15 protein-coding genes and 1 pseudogene are annotated in these 15,382 nt (G+C 45.6%); 5 read left to right on the top strand and 11 right to left on the bottom strand.

The genetic code is table 11. From position 1 onward, the window contains the following. Positions 1-449: 449 nt before the first annotated feature. The 3 genes and pseudogenes from EIZ58_RS35355 to EIZ58_RS20320 all read left to right on the top strand — a co-directional run. A pseudogene (locus EIZ58_RS35355) lies at positions 450-1,010 on the top strand (protoglobin domain-containing protein); the annotation flags it as partial. 57 nt (positions 1,011-1,067) lie between these two features. Continuing rightward, positions 1,068-1,775, top strand: coding sequence for a methyl-accepting chemotaxis protein (locus EIZ58_RS35350; RefSeq protein ID WP_483296330.1), 708 nt, complete (start codon positions 1,068-1,070; stop codon positions 1,773-1,775). Positions 1,776-1,815: 40 nt separating this feature from the next. Next, a complete protein-coding gene (locus tag EIZ58_RS20320) occupies positions 1,816-3,891 on the top strand; it encodes a sensor domain-containing protein (protein WP_134702685.1) in 2,076 nt (691 codons plus the stop codon). A 46-nt stretch (positions 3,892-3,937) separates the two neighbouring features. On the opposite strand, the gene ablB is transcribed toward EIZ58_RS20320, so the two are convergent. From ablB to EIZ58_RS20290, 7 genes are all read right to left on the bottom strand, one after another. Further along, entirely contained in the window at positions 3,938-4,792 is an 855-nt protein-coding gene (gene ablB / locus EIZ58_RS20315; RefSeq protein ID WP_240689222.1) for a putative beta-lysine N-acetyltransferase, read from the bottom strand. A 105-nt stretch (positions 4,793-4,897) separates the two neighbouring features. Further along, on the bottom strand, positions 4,898-5,179 hold the full coding sequence (locus EIZ58_RS20310; RefSeq protein ID WP_134702684.1) for a YokU family protein: 282 nt from the start codon (positions 5,177-5,179) through the stop codon (positions 4,898-4,900). Between the two features lie 16 nt (positions 5,180-5,195). Then, positions 5,196-6,608, bottom strand: coding sequence for a lysine 2,3-aminomutase (gene kamA, locus EIZ58_RS20305; RefSeq protein ID WP_134702683.1), 1,413 nt, complete (start codon positions 6,606-6,608; stop codon positions 5,196-5,198). 188 nt (positions 6,609-6,796) lie between these two features. After that, complete coding sequence (gene sigI / locus EIZ58_RS20300) at positions 6,797-7,597, bottom strand: RNA polymerase sigma-I factor (RefSeq protein ID WP_240689278.1); 801 nt, start codon at positions 7,595-7,597, stop codon at positions 6,797-6,799. A 534-nt stretch (positions 7,598-8,131) separates the two neighbouring features. Beyond that, on the bottom strand, positions 8,132-8,455 hold the full coding sequence (locus EIZ58_RS20295; RefSeq protein ID WP_134702681.1) for a hypothetical protein: 324 nt from the start codon (positions 8,453-8,455) through the stop codon (positions 8,132-8,134). 94 nt (positions 8,456-8,549) lie between these two features. Next, a complete protein-coding gene (locus EIZ58_RS34890) occupies positions 8,550-8,678 on the bottom strand; it encodes a hypothetical protein (protein ID WP_255438350.1) in 129 nt (42 codons plus the stop codon). 60 nt (positions 8,679-8,738) lie between these two features. Next, positions 8,739-8,930, bottom strand: a complete 192-nt coding sequence (locus EIZ58_RS20290) for a hypothetical protein (RefSeq protein ID WP_134702680.1) — start codon at positions 8,928-8,930, stop codon at positions 8,739-8,741. 199 nt (positions 8,931-9,129) lie between these two features. Between EIZ58_RS20290 and EIZ58_RS20285 the strand changes: the two genes are divergently transcribed. After that, positions 9,130-9,345: a hypothetical protein gene (locus EIZ58_RS20285; RefSeq protein WP_134702679.1), complete on the top strand. Its 216-nt coding sequence runs from the start codon at positions 9,130-9,132 to the stop codon at positions 9,343-9,345. Positions 9,346-9,459: 114 nt separating this feature from the next. Here EIZ58_RS20285 and EIZ58_RS20280 read toward each other — a convergent pair whose 3' ends face one another. After that, on the bottom strand, positions 9,460-10,806 hold the full coding sequence (locus EIZ58_RS20280; RefSeq protein WP_134702678.1) for a glycosyl hydrolase family 18 protein: 1,347 nt from the start codon (positions 10,804-10,806) through the stop codon (positions 9,460-9,462). Positions 10,807-11,135: 329 nt separating this feature from the next. On the opposite strand from EIZ58_RS20280, the gene EIZ58_RS20275 reads away from it, so the two are divergent. After that, positions 11,136-12,008 (top strand): copper amine oxidase N-terminal domain-containing protein, encoded by an 873-nt coding sequence (locus tag EIZ58_RS20275; RefSeq protein WP_134702677.1) that lies wholly within the window; start codon positions 11,136-11,138, stop codon positions 12,006-12,008. A 527-nt stretch (positions 12,009-12,535) separates the two neighbouring features. On the opposite strand, the gene EIZ58_RS20270 is transcribed toward EIZ58_RS20275, so the two are convergent. From EIZ58_RS20270 to EIZ58_RS20260, 3 genes are read right to left on the bottom strand one after another with little or no spacing between them, the layout of a single operon-like run. Next, positions 12,536-13,411, bottom strand: coding sequence for a hypothetical protein (locus tag EIZ58_RS20270; protein WP_240689276.1), 876 nt, complete (start codon positions 13,409-13,411; stop codon positions 12,536-12,538). 2 nt (positions 13,412-13,413) lie between these two features. Next, positions 13,414-14,652 carry a copper amine oxidase N-terminal domain-containing protein gene (locus tag EIZ58_RS20265; protein ID WP_240689221.1) on the bottom strand — a complete coding sequence of 413 codons (1,239 nt, stop codon included), beginning with the start codon at positions 14,650-14,652 and terminating at the stop codon, positions 13,414-13,416. Continuing rightward, positions 14,649-15,380 (bottom strand): sugar phosphate nucleotidyltransferase, encoded by a 732-nt coding sequence (locus EIZ58_RS20260; RefSeq protein WP_167577823.1) that lies wholly within the window; start codon positions 15,378-15,380, stop codon positions 14,649-14,651. The genes EIZ58_RS20265 and EIZ58_RS20260 overlap by 4 nt, the downstream gene beginning before the upstream one ends. Positions 15,381-15,382 lie beyond the last annotated feature (2 nt).

Here is a 15,382-nt window from a genome sequence, read left to right as displayed (position 1 = left end):
CCATGCAAAAGTCCTAAATCTCCTTTTTAAAAATAGCCAAAAAATTTGCATGAGCAAAGTATTTTTGCGCAAAAAATTTAGGTTTTTCCTTTGTGCAATTAGGTCTTTTGCTTGATCGATATTCCCTCCCTTCCATGCTATATTAATGCAATCAACTCTCGTAAAAGAAGGTGCTCACTTATGCCGCCCGCATGGCCTTTATACTGTCCTTCCTGTGAAGAAAGAAGCTGGCTTTCTAGCCTGACCGCTATCTGTCCTTCCTGTCATAAGGAAATTTTGCACGATCCCAAACCCGACGAAGAGAACCATCCCCTCCGAAAATAATCGCAAAGCCAACCAACACCCACTTCTTATAGAATGGGTGTTATTCGACATTTTCTGATAAATCTTGTGTTAAATTATGCTATAGTTATTACGACTGTAACACCCAATAGAAGGAGAACTATACCATGAAAAAATGTCCCTTTGCGCTGGCTTTTTCCTTTTTGCCTCTTAAGAAACCCACATCCTCTCTGATTGAAAAAAGCGAACATGAATCTTCCAAGCTGGACGTTTCTGACGAGCAGTTAACTAATCAGATTCGTATGCTTTCCCTATCTGAAAAAGACTTAAAATTTATAAAACTAATTCAACCTATCATTATAGAAAACATCGAAGAAATCGTTACCTACTTTTACGCGAATATTCAACAGCAGTCCCACTTGCTTTCTATTATTGAGGAGCATAGCTCCATTGATAGACTGAAGAAAACGCTAGAGGTTCATATCAAAGAGCTGTTTAGCGGGCATATTGATGAAATTTTTATCGCGAAACGAATCCGCATTGCTCATGCCCATGTGAAAGTTGGGCTGCAGACCAAGTGGTATATGTGTGCTTTTCAAGACTTATTTATTTCGATTATGAACCTTCTCGAAACTAAGATTTCTGATAGAATAGATTTAATGTATGCCATTCAAGTCACAAGCAAGCTTTTGAACTTAGAACAGCAGCTTGTTTTAGAGGCTTATGAGCAAGAGCATCAACGGATCCAAGCCTTACAAGAAGAGAGCAAGCGCGAACTGAGAGAAATGGTCATGCAAGCCGCGGAAGAACTCGCCGCTGTCTCCCAAGAGACAAGCGCTTCCATTGAAGACCTTTCAAATCAAACCGATAAAGTCGTCGAGTTTGCCAAACGCGGAACCGAGCTCGCCATAACCGCAGAAAACCGCTCCCTCAACGGCAAACAGCTCATCGACCAACAAAAACAAAGCATGAGCGGCTTACAGATCAGCATGGACCAGATCCTCCAGGATTCAACGGAGTTAAAAGATATTTCCACCAAAATCTTTGATATCGTGGGCATGATTAAGGCGATCGCAGACCAGACGAACCTTCTTGCCCTGAACGCCGCCATCGAAGCTGCACGTGCGGGAGAGAATGGCAGAGGATTTGCCGTGGTGGCTGATGAAATTCGAAAACTCGCAGACCAAACGAAGCAGTCTACCCTTGGCGTAACGGAATTAGTAACGCAAACCCAGGCCCAGGTCACCAGTGTGTCCCAATCCGTTCATTCGATCTACCAGTTTGTGGAGGAAGGGAACCAGTACACCGCTCAAACCGTGCAATACTTCTTAGAGATTCTTGAAGCCATGACTGAAACCAAAGCGCAAAATCGAAACATTGAGCTGGAATTGGAATCCTTCTTAAAAAATATAAAAGAAATTGCTTATGCCTCCACGGAGATTGCCCATTCAACCGATCGCTTGAGCCAACAGGCTACGGAGATGATCGATTAGAAACCGACAGTCATGGGGCAGTTTGGAAAGGACGGAACTCATGCTGGAGAAACGTGAGTTTTTTGAAAAAAAACTAAAAGATATCGAGTTTGCTCTCAATGAATCCACGATCGTGGCCATTACCGACGAAAAAGGAATCATCATAGAAGTAAACCAGGCCTTCTGCCGCATATCCCAATATTCGCAAGAAGAACTCATTGGCCAAGATCATCGAATCTTAAATTCCGGGTATCATCTACCTACTTTTTTCGCTGGAATGTGGAAGACCATCCTAAGAGGGAAGGTTTGGGACGGAGAAGTGCGGAATCGTGCCAAGGATGGCTCCTATTATTGGGTGAAGACTACTATCGTTCCTTTTCTAAACGATGAAGGCAGACCTTATCAGTTTATTTCCATTCGAACAGACATCACAGAGCAAAAAAAGGTAAAAGAGCAACTCAAGGAAAGTGAACAGCTCTTATCTACCCTCATCGATGTGATGCCCGACTTTGTCTGCTTTAAGGATGCGGAAGGTCGGTGGCTTAAGGCGAACGATTTTGCTTTATCCCTTTATCGTCTGCAGGATGTCGCTTATGTAGGGAAAACCGATCAAGAGCTCCTAGCGCAGGCGGAAGCCCAGTATTGTATGGTATCGGACGAACAAACATGGCAGCAAGGCCAAGTGAGCCGTGTGGAGGAAGTAGTGCCCCAGCCCCATGGCGAGAACCGCACATTTGATGTGATTAAAGTCCCTGTTTTTCATGCGGATGGTTCTAGAAAAGGGCTTGTCATCGTTGGACGGGATATTACGGAAAGAAAAAGGGCTGAGGGATTAAACGAGTATTTAGCTTACACCGACCCTTTAACCAATTTGCCTAACCGACGGTTTTTTGAGGAAAAATTAAATGAAATGCTGATTCAGGCAAAGGAAAAAAAGGAAAAGCTAGCGGTTCTTTATCTTGATCTCGATCGCTTTAAGTATGTAAATGATATCTTAGGACATGCTATGGGGGATAAAATCCTTCAAATGTTTTCAGGTCTCCTTTTAGAAATCAGGGGTCCTAAAGACTTCATTGCCCGTTTGGGCGGAGATGAATTTACCATTCTGTCTCCTGGTATCCAAGATCGCAATCAAGTGGTAGAGTTGGCCAAGACGCTTATTCAAAAGCTGGATCAGCCCTATATGATTGATGACTATGAGCTTTTTATTCAAACGAGCATCGGCATCAGCTTTTTCCCTGACGATGGGGAAGATGACCAAACCATTATGAAATACGCAGATGCCGCTCTCCACCGAGCCAAAGCAGAAGGAAGAAATAAATATCGCATTTATAACCCTTCCATCTTTAGTGAAACTAAAAAAACCTTTGCCATCGAAAAAGAGCTTCGCCTGGCCGTCCAAAAAGGGGAGTTCCATCTACACTATCAGCCCAAGGTGGATAGTAAGACAGGCAAGATATCTGGAGCCGAAGCCCTCCTTCGGTGGAACCACGCACAATGGGGTATGATCTCTCCAGCCGATTTTATTCCTTTAGCCGAAGACACGGGTATTATCTTTTCCATCGGGGAATGGGTCATGCAAACGGCATGCCGCCAGAGCAATGCGTGGCGGGATCAAGGCCTTCCTATTGTCCCCATCTCCATTAATGTTTCAGCAAAGAGCTTTATGCACCGGGACTTTGTCACGATATTTAAGAATCGTCTAGAGCAATGGGGAACCAGCAGTGAACAGATTGAGATAGAAATTACCGAAAGCTGTCTCTTACATAACCCAGAAGAAATCGAGAAGACGATTCAAAAGCTAAAAGCGATGGGAGTCAAGATCTCTCTCGATGACTTTGGAACAGGGTACTCCTCCCTTTCCTATCTAAAGAAATTTAACATGGATACCTTGAAGATCGACCGCTCCTTTATCCAGGACCTGGACGACCCGAAGGTCAACACCATCACCACCTCCATCATCCAAATCGCCAAAGGGCTGAATATGAGAATTGTAGGCGAAGGAGTAGAGACTCTTGAACAGCTAAAGTTTCTCCAGGCCCATCAATGCGAGGAAATTCAGGGCTATTTGTGCAGCAGACCGGTTTCGGCTGAGGAGTTTGGGAAAATGCTAGAATCCGAAGTATGTTTGCTATAGGAGATCGACAATAGGGCCCTCTTTTTGGAGGTCCCTATCCTTTTCCTTACCTACCTATCGGCTTTACCCATAGGTTCATATCTTCTAGCTTATCAAAGATGTTGCAGTTCTTCGTTAGTCTCCCCGCATACGTATACCCTAAATGACGGAACACCGCATTCATTCCGAAGGATAACGCCCGAGCCAAGGAGTAATGGCAAAAGATCTGCCGTTGAATCAATTCGTGTTCGAGGGCATGAATTAAGATCTTCATTAAGCCATGCTTGCGATGCTCCGGTAAGGTCGCGCAATCGGTCAACTCCGCATTATGATAGGTTTGGTTGATCTCAGCGGAAGCGGCACTTACGATCTCACCATTCCATTCGATTACTTCAAACACCGTACCCTCTTCCATCACTTTTTGCACATAATCCGCTTGGTCCATCGGTGTGGGATACACCGGGAATACCTTTCGGTATAGGTCAGCTAGCTTACCGGCATCTTGTAGTTTTGCTACTCGAATGGAGTATCCTTCAGGCAAGACCGGTAGCGGTCTGTCATCTTCGATTTTGAGCACGGCCTGCAGAATATCGTCTTCTTCCATCCAATGCTCGCTCGTCCTACGTTCTTCTGAGAAATATAAGGCCATGCTATAAGCATCGCTCCCGTTGAAATAAGCCTTAAAGATCCCTTCCATCATGTAACCATGGGCTAAGAGATTCGACACATCTTCTACCCGCGTCTTGATAAATACCTTCGTCGCTCCGTGCTCTTGAGCTAGCTCCCGTATGCGTGCTGCGATGCTGCTCACATTCCCTCGGTAGTCATCTACTCTGATTCTTGCATTCGCAGAATCCAAATAGATTTCCATAATAAAATCGCTGCCTATTTCCGTACGATTCACATAGGGTATGGTTTCCAAGGCATGAACCTCCTTCCGTGGTCCAGGGAGTAATCACCTGTCAATTAACCGGACTATTTCCGTCTAATTGCCCCATTTGAAGCTCTTTCTCTAGATATCCGGAATTTAATCCGGTAAGGACGAGAGACTCCCCCACAAGTTTTTCACCGGAGCCTTCAATAGATCCTCATAGCTAAAGACGTCCGCGTAAGCACTTAAGTCACACATATAGAGATGTTCTTCCACCTTTTGATTGGTCGCATCGGATAGATAAGAGCCGCAAGAAGGGCAGCCAAGAGCTGGTACCTGCAAGATCTGCACCGATCTTCTTCCATCCGGCATGATCCAATAACAATCCTTTTCTGTCTCTTGTGCGGTTGTTTCCCCGCACCATAAGCACTCTGTCATAGCGGGCTCCTTTCCCTTAAGCTTCACCCGAAGCTTTTGATTTCATTAGCTTTGCCTTCATTTCGTCGCGCTTCTCGCGACGGTCCTTGAGAGAGCTATGATCTTCGGCACCTTTGTAAGCTTCCCGCTTGTTCATGCGGCGCAAGCCTTCTGGGACGAGATTGAACTTTTCATCATTTAATAGCGCTGAGATGCCTACGGATTCTTGCTTTTCTGTGATGCCATAGGCTTCATTAAAATAGGAATCCGCACGGCCGGGAACGTAATTTTTCGGTTCTGGGTAGGAGGTGATGACCCCCTCAAAGTTACGCAGAACCACTTTATCCGGACTTTGGGCAATGAGGTAGTTCGGAGAAAGAGCAATCTTTCCACCTCCACCCGGCGCATCCACAACAAAGGTCGGTACGGCATAGCCAGAGGTGTGACCACGCAAGCCTTCGATGATCTCTAGCCCCTTCGCCACAGGAGCGCGGAAATGGCCAATGCCCTCGGACAAGTCACATTGATAGATATAGTAAGGTCGGACGCGCGTTTTGACCAGGTCATGCATCAGCTTTTTCATAATCGGTACACTGTCATTGATTCCGGCTAGGATGACGGCTTGGTTTCCAATCGGCACCCCGGCAAAGGAAAGCATATCGCACGCTTTTTTCGCTTCTTCCGTAATTTCCAAGGAATGATTAAAATGGGTATTCAGCCAGATTGGATGGTACTTTTTCAAGATATTACATAGATCTTCGGTAATGCGCTGAGGGAAGACGACCGGTGCACGAGTTCCAATCCGAATAATCTCAACATGGGGAATGGCCCGTAGGTTCTTTAATATATATTCTAAAATCGTATCATTAATGAGTAACCCGTCTCCACCCGAGATGAGCACGTCTCGAATTTCTGGGGTATCACGAATATAGGCGATGGCCGCATCTAATTGTTTTTTGGGAACGCCCATCCCCACCTGTCCGGAGAATCGACGACGAGTACAGTAACGGCAATACATAGAGCACTGGTTGGTGACGAGGAAAAGCACACGATCTGGGTAACGATGAGTCAAACCTGGCACCGGTGAATCTTCATCCTCATGAAGCGGGTCCTCTAGGTCATATTTGGTTTTATGAATCTCGGCTGATAGAGGTACGGATTGCATGCGAATCGGACAGCGCGGATCATCCGGATTCATTAAGGATGCGTAGTAGGGAGTAATATTTAAGGGAATCGTCTGGGTGGAGATGCGAACGCCCTCTTCTTCCTCCGGAGTGAGGTTCACGACTTTTTTCAAGTCCTCTAGCGTTCGGATCGTGTTCGTTAGTTGCCATAACCAATCATTCCATTGCTCATCGGTAACATCTTTCCACAGCTCGACTTCACGAAAATGACGGCGAACACCAGGTGCCACTTTATTAGATTGAAGGTCTTTTTCTAATAGGCTCATAAACATATCCCCCTCGATTGTTTGATGCCTATTACTATCGCAAGAGTCGTGCCATAGAAAAAAGAGGGGTTTCCCCCTCTTTTAACGATGAAAGTGCCGAATATCTGGCGATTTAATGAAGCTCTTGCAGCCATTTTCCTGGCAGTTCCAACCTGTAAAAATAAAACCCAAAACGAGCACACATGGGTCTAGCTGTTGGATATGTGTTTGTTTTGGATATCATTCATGTCATGTAATCCTTCAATATAGCCTTGCAGAAATTGATAATCTTCCATTAAAAGAAGAACGATAGCTACTATATACACACGGTTTCGTTCCACCGTTTTTCGGCTTACCATAATGTAGCTTAACAGCTCTTTAATGGGAAGCTTGCCTTTAGCGATAAAAAGCAACCGAAGCTTCGCATTATTCACTAGGGTTCGTGCGATGTGAAATGCATTTCGCCTAGCGTCTGCATGTTTAGGAGAAATATTCGGCAGCTCCGACAGCTCAATATTAAATTCCTTCAGCTTGTCCTTGTAATGGAGAATTTCCTCTCTGCGCATGATGGCTTCCTGCTCCAACTCATAGTGCTGAAGGGATGCCTTGATGTCGATAGGCGACAGGTCGCCTTCTGCTTCCCCTTCTTTCCAGTATTCCAATGAAAGTTGGTTCCCATGCCTTGCTTGCTTACGAATATAGTCAATCACCCGACGACGAATAACCAAATCGGCAAAAGAAAGAAAGGAGCTTCCCTTCTCCTCTGTGTAATGCATAATGGCTTCATCAAAGGCGATGAGGCCTACACTGAATTCATCATCTCGAGAGGGGACGATGTATCGCTTGCAAACCTTTGAGGTTACTTGGGATACAAACTTTTGAGACTCCTGAATCAACAGGTTGCGTACTTCCTGATTCCCTTCTTGGGCAAGCCGTACTTTTTCCTTTATTGCCTCTTTTTCTTGAGGGGGATAAGAAGAACGCTTTTTAAGAAAGGTTTTTAGAAACATATTCACACACCTGACCTCGTTTTTTCACTATTGTCACGTTTGTTTTATTTAATATAGCAATGCCTACTCAAAAGGGATACCCCCAAAATGTGGTTAATCCCCATGATGTGGTTGTGCTGGGGGCTTGTCTATATCGAAAGGGAGCCAGGCTTCATGATGAGATCGCTTAAACGTTGACAGCTTTGAATGAATGCAATTAGCTGTTTTTCCGTCTCATGGGGAGGGCGAGTAAGGTAGAGCTGAATCCCCTTTCTTTTGCCGGGTAGATGGACTTCTAACTTCCATTTGGTTTGGACTTCAGTTTTATATACAAGTTTAAAGTAAGTAAGCTTAAATTCTTTACAATCAATGAATGGTAGCACGTTTAGCATTCCTTCCTGGTAACATAAAGCAAGTCATTATCACTACGATTTAATCCTCATTATAAGGGGTAATTATGACCTTTTTATGACCGGACGATGATCAATTTCAGCTTTTGATAGAAAAAAAAATAAACCACCACCTTAGTAGGTGATGGTTCGTGTATGATATAGATTATTGTCCCTGAGTGTTTGTTGGGTCTTCTTCTCCCTCAGTTGGTGCCTCCGGAGCCATTTCCGTTGTGCCCTGGTCTCCTCCTAGCACTGGAGCAGCAGGCTCTTCCGTTTCAGTTTCTGATCCAATACCACCAGTGGAAGGAACAGCTTCCATCGGATCTTCTGCTGGCGGTTCATCCATTGGTTGTGGTTCCGTGCTTACCCCTTGATCCTGTTGTTGTTGAGGGTCATACATAGGCTCCGTTTCCTGTGATGAACATGCAACTAAACTCCCTAGTACAAGAACAGCAATCATCCCCATTAAAGTCCATTTACGTTTCATATCTCCTTGCTCCCTTCGGTAGTTGATTTGTTCTTACAAGAATCATCTTACCCCGAAAATGTAACCATTCTTTTTTTAAACTAAGATCATTCATTTAACATTTTGTTACCATTTCATTACCAGGTGCCTCTTTTATGGAGCAGACCATGGAGCATGCCATGGAGCTGATCGCCATATCATGGGCCATATCACGGGCCGAGTCCGGGACCAAGTTACGGGTCATATAATGTATCATATCTTGGTCTATACGCATGGACCGTATCATGAACCATCATGGACCAAATCATGGACCATACACGTCTTGGGATCCCTTTTTCCAGGAGGTTAAGCTTGCACCTGCCCCATAAAATGGCTGCAGCCGCTGTACAAATTCACGGATTACATGCTTACCTTCTATTGATTGGTTGCCTTTACTTTTCTCACGAATCTCAAGCATCATATCAAGCAACAGCTTCGAATCCAGTTTTTCTCTCATCCCATTCATCCTTTCCGGTTTAGCGACATATTTCGAGCAATTCCGGGGAGTGACAGGCACCATTATAAACGTGGAATTTGAACCCACCATGTTCAAATGTTTAAAAATTTGTGGTCACCTTTTCCAAAAAACCATTTGTGTTTACGAATGGATATCTATTCAAAGAATGGAAACAGGCAAAAGGAAAGGAGCAATTGGGTTGAACATTCTCAAACGCTTAATGCGAAAATGGTATGGCGATTCCTCAAAAGGCTGGTGCATCCTGTACATAGACACGAATTCGTTTCGTAGGGATCGTGTATTCGAAATCTTACAGGAATCTGGTCTGGAAGTAAAAGCCTCTCAAGAGCAGCTGTTAGTGAAACAGGAACAGTATGATCACGCGATGGGCGTACTCAAGAGTCATGGATATTAAGATATAGAATATTGAAGTCATGAGTATTGAAAGACAAACAAAAGAAGGTGCCTCAAGAGACTTGCATTTGAGGCACCTTCATCTGTTGTGGTTATCATCATCGACATAGATCGACTAATTTCGGGGAGTGACAGGCACCCTTTTGGCACCTACATAATACTTCGCTGCTTCATTTGACGATAAACGGATTTCCTGAATCGTCCCATAAGGTTTATAAGCGACGACAAAGCTTCCATCCCCCGTATAAATTCCCGTTGCCGTAAGCTTCTCTATATTCGTTCCAAAAAATACAACATCTCCCGGCTGAAGCTGCTCTTGTTCTTCGACCGGAACTCCGAGCTCATATAATTCCTTCAATCGACCTGGAACATCTAATCCAATCTGGCCAAACACCTGGGAGACAAAAGGAGCAGAGCCGTGAGTGATGGGTGATCCTACATGCTTCTTCGCTTCCGCTGCTATCCTATCTCCAACAATCCTATCCCAAAACAAAGGATCTTCCTGTCCAAGTCTCCAGCCACCCCAACCGCTCAAGCCATATTCCTGAACAAGCGCAACCTTTTTTATCAAACTTTCAGCATTATCGATCCAAATCTCGTATTCCTTCCCTGTATCTTGGCTAACAAAGCGGGCAAAGGTCGTCTGGTACTCTTCATCCCATTCTAACTGAGCCCCATTCTGCTTAATCACATCTTCTGCTTGGGCAAAAGTAAAAGGCAGACCCTTTACATCCTCTGTCCAGTATCGACCAAAAAACGGAATGCCCAGCACCAGCTTCTCCTTCGGAATGTGAGTAGAAAGATAGCGTACCGTCGCTTCCGTCCAACCCAATCCCGCCTGCGGTCCAGACGGTCCGCCTATCCAATGCTGCTCGTACGCCATAATAAATACTTTATCAACTAGCTTCCCAATGGCTTCGAGATCATAAGAGCCAAACCAACCCTTCGCTGTATCCGAGGAAATCGGGGCCATGGCTATGGAGACGGTCTTGTTATGCGGTCGAAGCCTGTCCACTAAAATCTGCAGAAACTCCGTTTGTTCATCTCGGTTATGCTCTCGCAAGTTTTCAATGTCAAAATCGACCCCATCCACATTATGGTGCAGCACCGCATCCGCTAACTGATGAGCCAGCTTCACCCGCTTCTCCATGGCAGTCTGCCCTAATTCATAGTCCCAATGATTACTAATAAAGGGCGTAATTTTATATCCATGATCATGGGCATACTGAACAAACGCAGGATCCACATGATCAATTAAGTTGCCGTCGGCATCAATATCAAAATATCCCGGCACCAGAGTGCCTGCCAGATTTTTAGTGACGGAAAGCTGCTTGATATACGTTTCCGTAGACTCTCCATATAAATAAAGCATATTATTCGCATTCGGCGCAGCCTCAAGCTGATCTACCGGAATAAAGAGAGAAATCATAATAATCAAAGTAAATAGTGCTTTTTTCAACATTGTTTCCCTCCTCTAAATCTACTAAGCTATTAAAAAATTTTAGCAGAAAATCAGAAGTGAGCCACTGTAATCCATTGGCACTTTTTTGGGCAGAAAGTCCCAAATTCCCTTTTCTCCCCCAAAAAATCAATCCTCCCCCTCGAAGGTAAAGGTAATAAAGAAAACTTGGCTGGCGCCAAGCTTTGGCGCTGAAACTCCACTTGACATTCTTGTCAAGTGAGTTGTGCGGCAGCCTAGTTGCACTTATGCAGATAAAGATTTCTAGATATTTTATAAAATTCTTATCTGCCAAATAAAAACTTTATCCATTGGAGAGGGGAACTACCAACATGACCTACTGGAAAAAAGCAACTTTTAGCGTTTTGGCAGCAAGCTTACTATTTTCACACGCTGCATTAGCCGATGGCAACAGCACAAATGCAGCCTCAACTACTAAGGCAGAAGTCGTCGTTTCGTCCAGCGTTAATGTGGACAAGTTTATCAAAAAGCTGAACAAGATCATCGCCAAATATGAGCAATTCAAACTCCAGGATGTTCCTGCAACAGCTCAGCAAGGTAAAATGGGCTCCATCCAAAACCGCCTGAACGCCTTGAAAGCTCAACTAGAAGAACTGGCACCTTTGCAAGAAGAAGTAAAGATTCTGGAAGGTAAAGAAAAAAAGCTAGCAGCCACAACACTCATTGAACTCTATATTCAATTAGGCGCATACAACGAGGCCTTCAACGTTCAAAAAGATTACGTGAAAAAACTAAACAAAAAAGCATCCGATGAGGAGCTTTTAAAAGAATATAAACTCATCGGGGAACTGCTTCAGAAACAAGGAAGAACCGGGGTTAAAGCTGTCATCAACGGAGAAGAACCAAAAATGGACGTTCGTCCCATCGTTGAACATGGCCGTACTCTGTTGGCTTTCCGCCCCCTAGCTGAAGCCTTAGGTGCCGATGTCGACTACAATCATGAAACCCAGCTCGTAACAGTGGTAAAGGGAGACAAGACCATTACCTTAACCATCGGCAACTCCGTCGCCTATATTAACGGGCAGCCTCATCCCCTCGACGTTCCAGCCAAGCTCGTAAACGGAAGAACCCTAGTCCCTCTTCGCTTCATCGCCGAGAGCCTAGGCTTACGCGTCCTATGGGAAAGTGACACACAGCTAGCCATTCTTTTAGAGAAAAAAGATTTATTGGCTGAGACTTATTAAGATAAAAAGGAAGCTGCGGAAACAACAATTGCTTCTGAGCAGAATGATAATCGACTGAGCTCAGAAGCAATTGTTAGAAAGCACTAATGAAAAAACTTTATAACTTGGCTAGATGCCCCACCTACTTGGAATTTTTACCGATGTGGGAGCATATTGCTTGGTTTCGTGATCAAATGGCCTGTTTGATTTGGAATGGTACCAGGTACGTGAGCAAACGGCCTTTATTTGTGAGCATCCACCACCTTTCCGTGAGCAAATCAGAAATTTCGTGAGCATCCGGAGATTGAACAGTAGCCATTTGGTTCCGGGCCATGCCATGTGATAAAGAAAAACCTAATTACTATAAACCAGCTTAATATTGGTTACTCTAAACCAAAGTTTAGATTGCACTCCAAAAAACAGGTCAAAATCACACAAAACCTTAAAAAAATTAGCAAGGTGCTCTCACCTACTTGGAACCATTACCGGTATGGGAGCAAGTGACTCTGTTTCGTAAGCACCCGATTCCTCCTACTGAGACCCTACATCTACCACGCCACAAGCTCCGCTCTTTTCCACGAATTGGGCGCGACGCAAACGTAAACATATCCTTGATCCCATACAATCTGACCAACTTGTCCAGGAGCGGACGAAGAGGCCGGAGTAAAAGACTTTCTAATGCGCACGCTATCCCCATTCACATCCAACTTGGTCTCAGGGTCGCTATTCCCGATCCCTACGTTTCCATCGCGCCGGCTAATCGCAAACGGAGTGTCGAGCGCTTCTCCTTCATCCGAGTATCGGATGATGCCAAAGTTTGATCCCGCATTAGAGCCCGATTCTTCCGCATTGTCCGCTCTAAGCGTCCAGCGCGGCGTAACCTCATGACCAGTCTCAGCTTTAGCCAACTGCAGGTCGCGATGAACTCCCTCTGATCCAGCGACTCTCAGCATGCCGTCCATCACATTGAAATTGGAAGAGTGAGTTCGAATTTCGGCTACGTCCTGGTCGAATGGAATCTCAAGACGAGTGAACAGCTCGTTCGGGTGTTTACCCTCAGGAGACATCGTGGTTTCAATCGAGATATGGTTATGATCCGGTTGGTTCGGATCATTGGCCTTGGCGTGAGAGACGATTGCCGTTTTGTCCAATCCTTTTTCATCCGCCCAAGAAATCGCCGGTTTCGCTCGGTCTGCTGTCCATTGCAGGCGTATCAGATCCGACAGGTGACCTTGCGAATAAACCCATGGCTGATCGGTCGACAAGTGGAATCTTTGATTGTGGGGAACCTTCATTCCGCCTCCCGCTAAGGAAGACTCCGAAAACACCGCATCCACACCAGTTCCATCTCCCCCGCTAGCCGCGTGAGCAATCCCCACGCCAAGTGCTGTCCCTACAGCTAACAAAACTACTGTTCTTAACATTTTCACTGCTCCATCCCTCCCTTTTTATCCAAAGCCCGCCAATACTGAAAGTCATGAATCGCAAATCCAGCAAAACTGGAGTAGAGAGAAAACGCTTCTCTCGCCAGCTCCAGTTCCTTTTCCATAGCCTCTACACTCAACGAATAGAAGGTAGTATGATCTCCTTCCTTACTCGGCTTGGTTTCTACGGCAATGACCACTTCTTTCCCCTGAACCGCTGCCTCCTTCAAAATGGGGAGGCCATGAACCACCATCCCATTCGCTCCTAAGGCAAAATTCCGGTAATCCATAATCACAACACGATCTGTTTTCTCCAGCAGCCACGCGCTAAGGGTATAATCCCTTGAGTCAGGTATATACGACTTATAGATCCAAAACGGCAGATCGACCGTGATTCTTAATCCCATGTCCCTCGTTTCCTTCTCAATGAATCGCATGTTATCCATCCATTGTTGGATCACTCGCTGGTTTTCCGTTTTCCACTCCTTTAACACATAGGGCTCAATATCAAAGTGAAGCCCTTGGAATCGCTCCGATGGATCAACCGATGCATTGTACTTCTTGACCCACGTGATCCACTCGTGGATATGAGCTTGATGATCACGCAAAGCCCATTGTGGACGACCCGCAAGGGCTTCGACCTGAATTCCTCTTTCGTTTGCTCTTCGTATAAACTCTTGATACGTCTTAGCATGAACATCCCTGTCAATGTGAAGATAGAAAACGGTCACCCGGTTATCTGCGGCAAATGTCAAGATATTATCCTGTTGCTTATCAATCGTTCGCGCATCCCATATCCATGTCCCTTTTTGTTCCCTAACCGACCCTGTCGTAATGACCACTAACTGGCGTTCCCCGAGCCACCCGACCCGTGCTCCAAACATTTCACTAATAAAACGAAGCGGAACTATCGTCCGGTCATTTCTCACCACAGCCGGCGCATCAAACCTAACCATCTTTCCATTCACCAGGGCATAGTTCTGGCCAACCACCAAGTTCATCGTTTGACCCTGATGGTTAAACGTCACTTGCCTTGCTGCACCATCCCACTGCACCGCTGCCCCAAAGCTTTCTGCGATGAATCTTACCGGGACCATCGTGCGACCATTTCGTGGATCAATATAAGGCTGTGCATCCGGAAATGCCACCCTTTGCCCGTCCACCTCCACCTGAACCTGCGGAGTCGCGAATACAGGCATCACTAACATCCCTGCACACACGAAACATGTAAAATACCTCATTCCGCTCTCTCGGTAAATACCTTCTCCGCCTCCGCTAGCTGCTCGCGGTCGTTGATCCCCATAACCTCCTTGGCATCATCCAACGTCACCGAATCAAACCGCTTTCCCTTCATCGCCTCGATAATATCCGTTAAGTAATACTCCCCCTGCGCATTCTCTTGGCCAATCCGAGGCAAAGCCTCGAACAAGCTCTCATTGTCAAAACAGAAAATGCCAGTATTCACTTCTTGAATCTCCTTCTGCTCCGCGGTTGCATCCTTCTCTTCCACAATCCCCATCACACTCCCGGTTGCACGATCCCGAAGAATTCGGCCATACCCTGTTGGGTTCTCTTGCACCGCTGTGAGGACCACGCCCGCACTCTGGCTGGACTGCTGAACCTGCAAGAGCCGCTCCATCGTATTCTTTTTGATCAAAGGCGTATCTCCCGTCAGCACCAGTGTAGCCCCCTGCTTGCCCTTCAACATAAACTCCGCCTGCCTCACCGCATGAGCAGTTCCCAGCTGTACCGCCTGTTCCACATAACCCACACGCTCTCCCAAATGCTCCTTAATCATTTCCCCTTTATGTCCCACCACCACGATGATTTCATCAAAACCAATCCGCTCCAGCTTACTGACTAGATGCTCCACCATCGGCTTTCCGCCGATCGGATGCATCACTTTAGGCAATTCCGACTTCATCCTTGTTCCTTTTCCTGCTGCCAAAATCAAAGCAAATCGATTCATCA

Origin of the sequence: Ammoniphilus sp. YIM 78166, assembly GCF_004522215.1 — a bacterium.
Lineage (GTDB): Bacteria > Bacillota > Bacilli > Aneurinibacillales > RAOX-1 > YIM-78166.
Note: the sequence above shows the minus strand (reverse complement) of the source record. Positions and strands in the feature narration are given on the sequence as shown.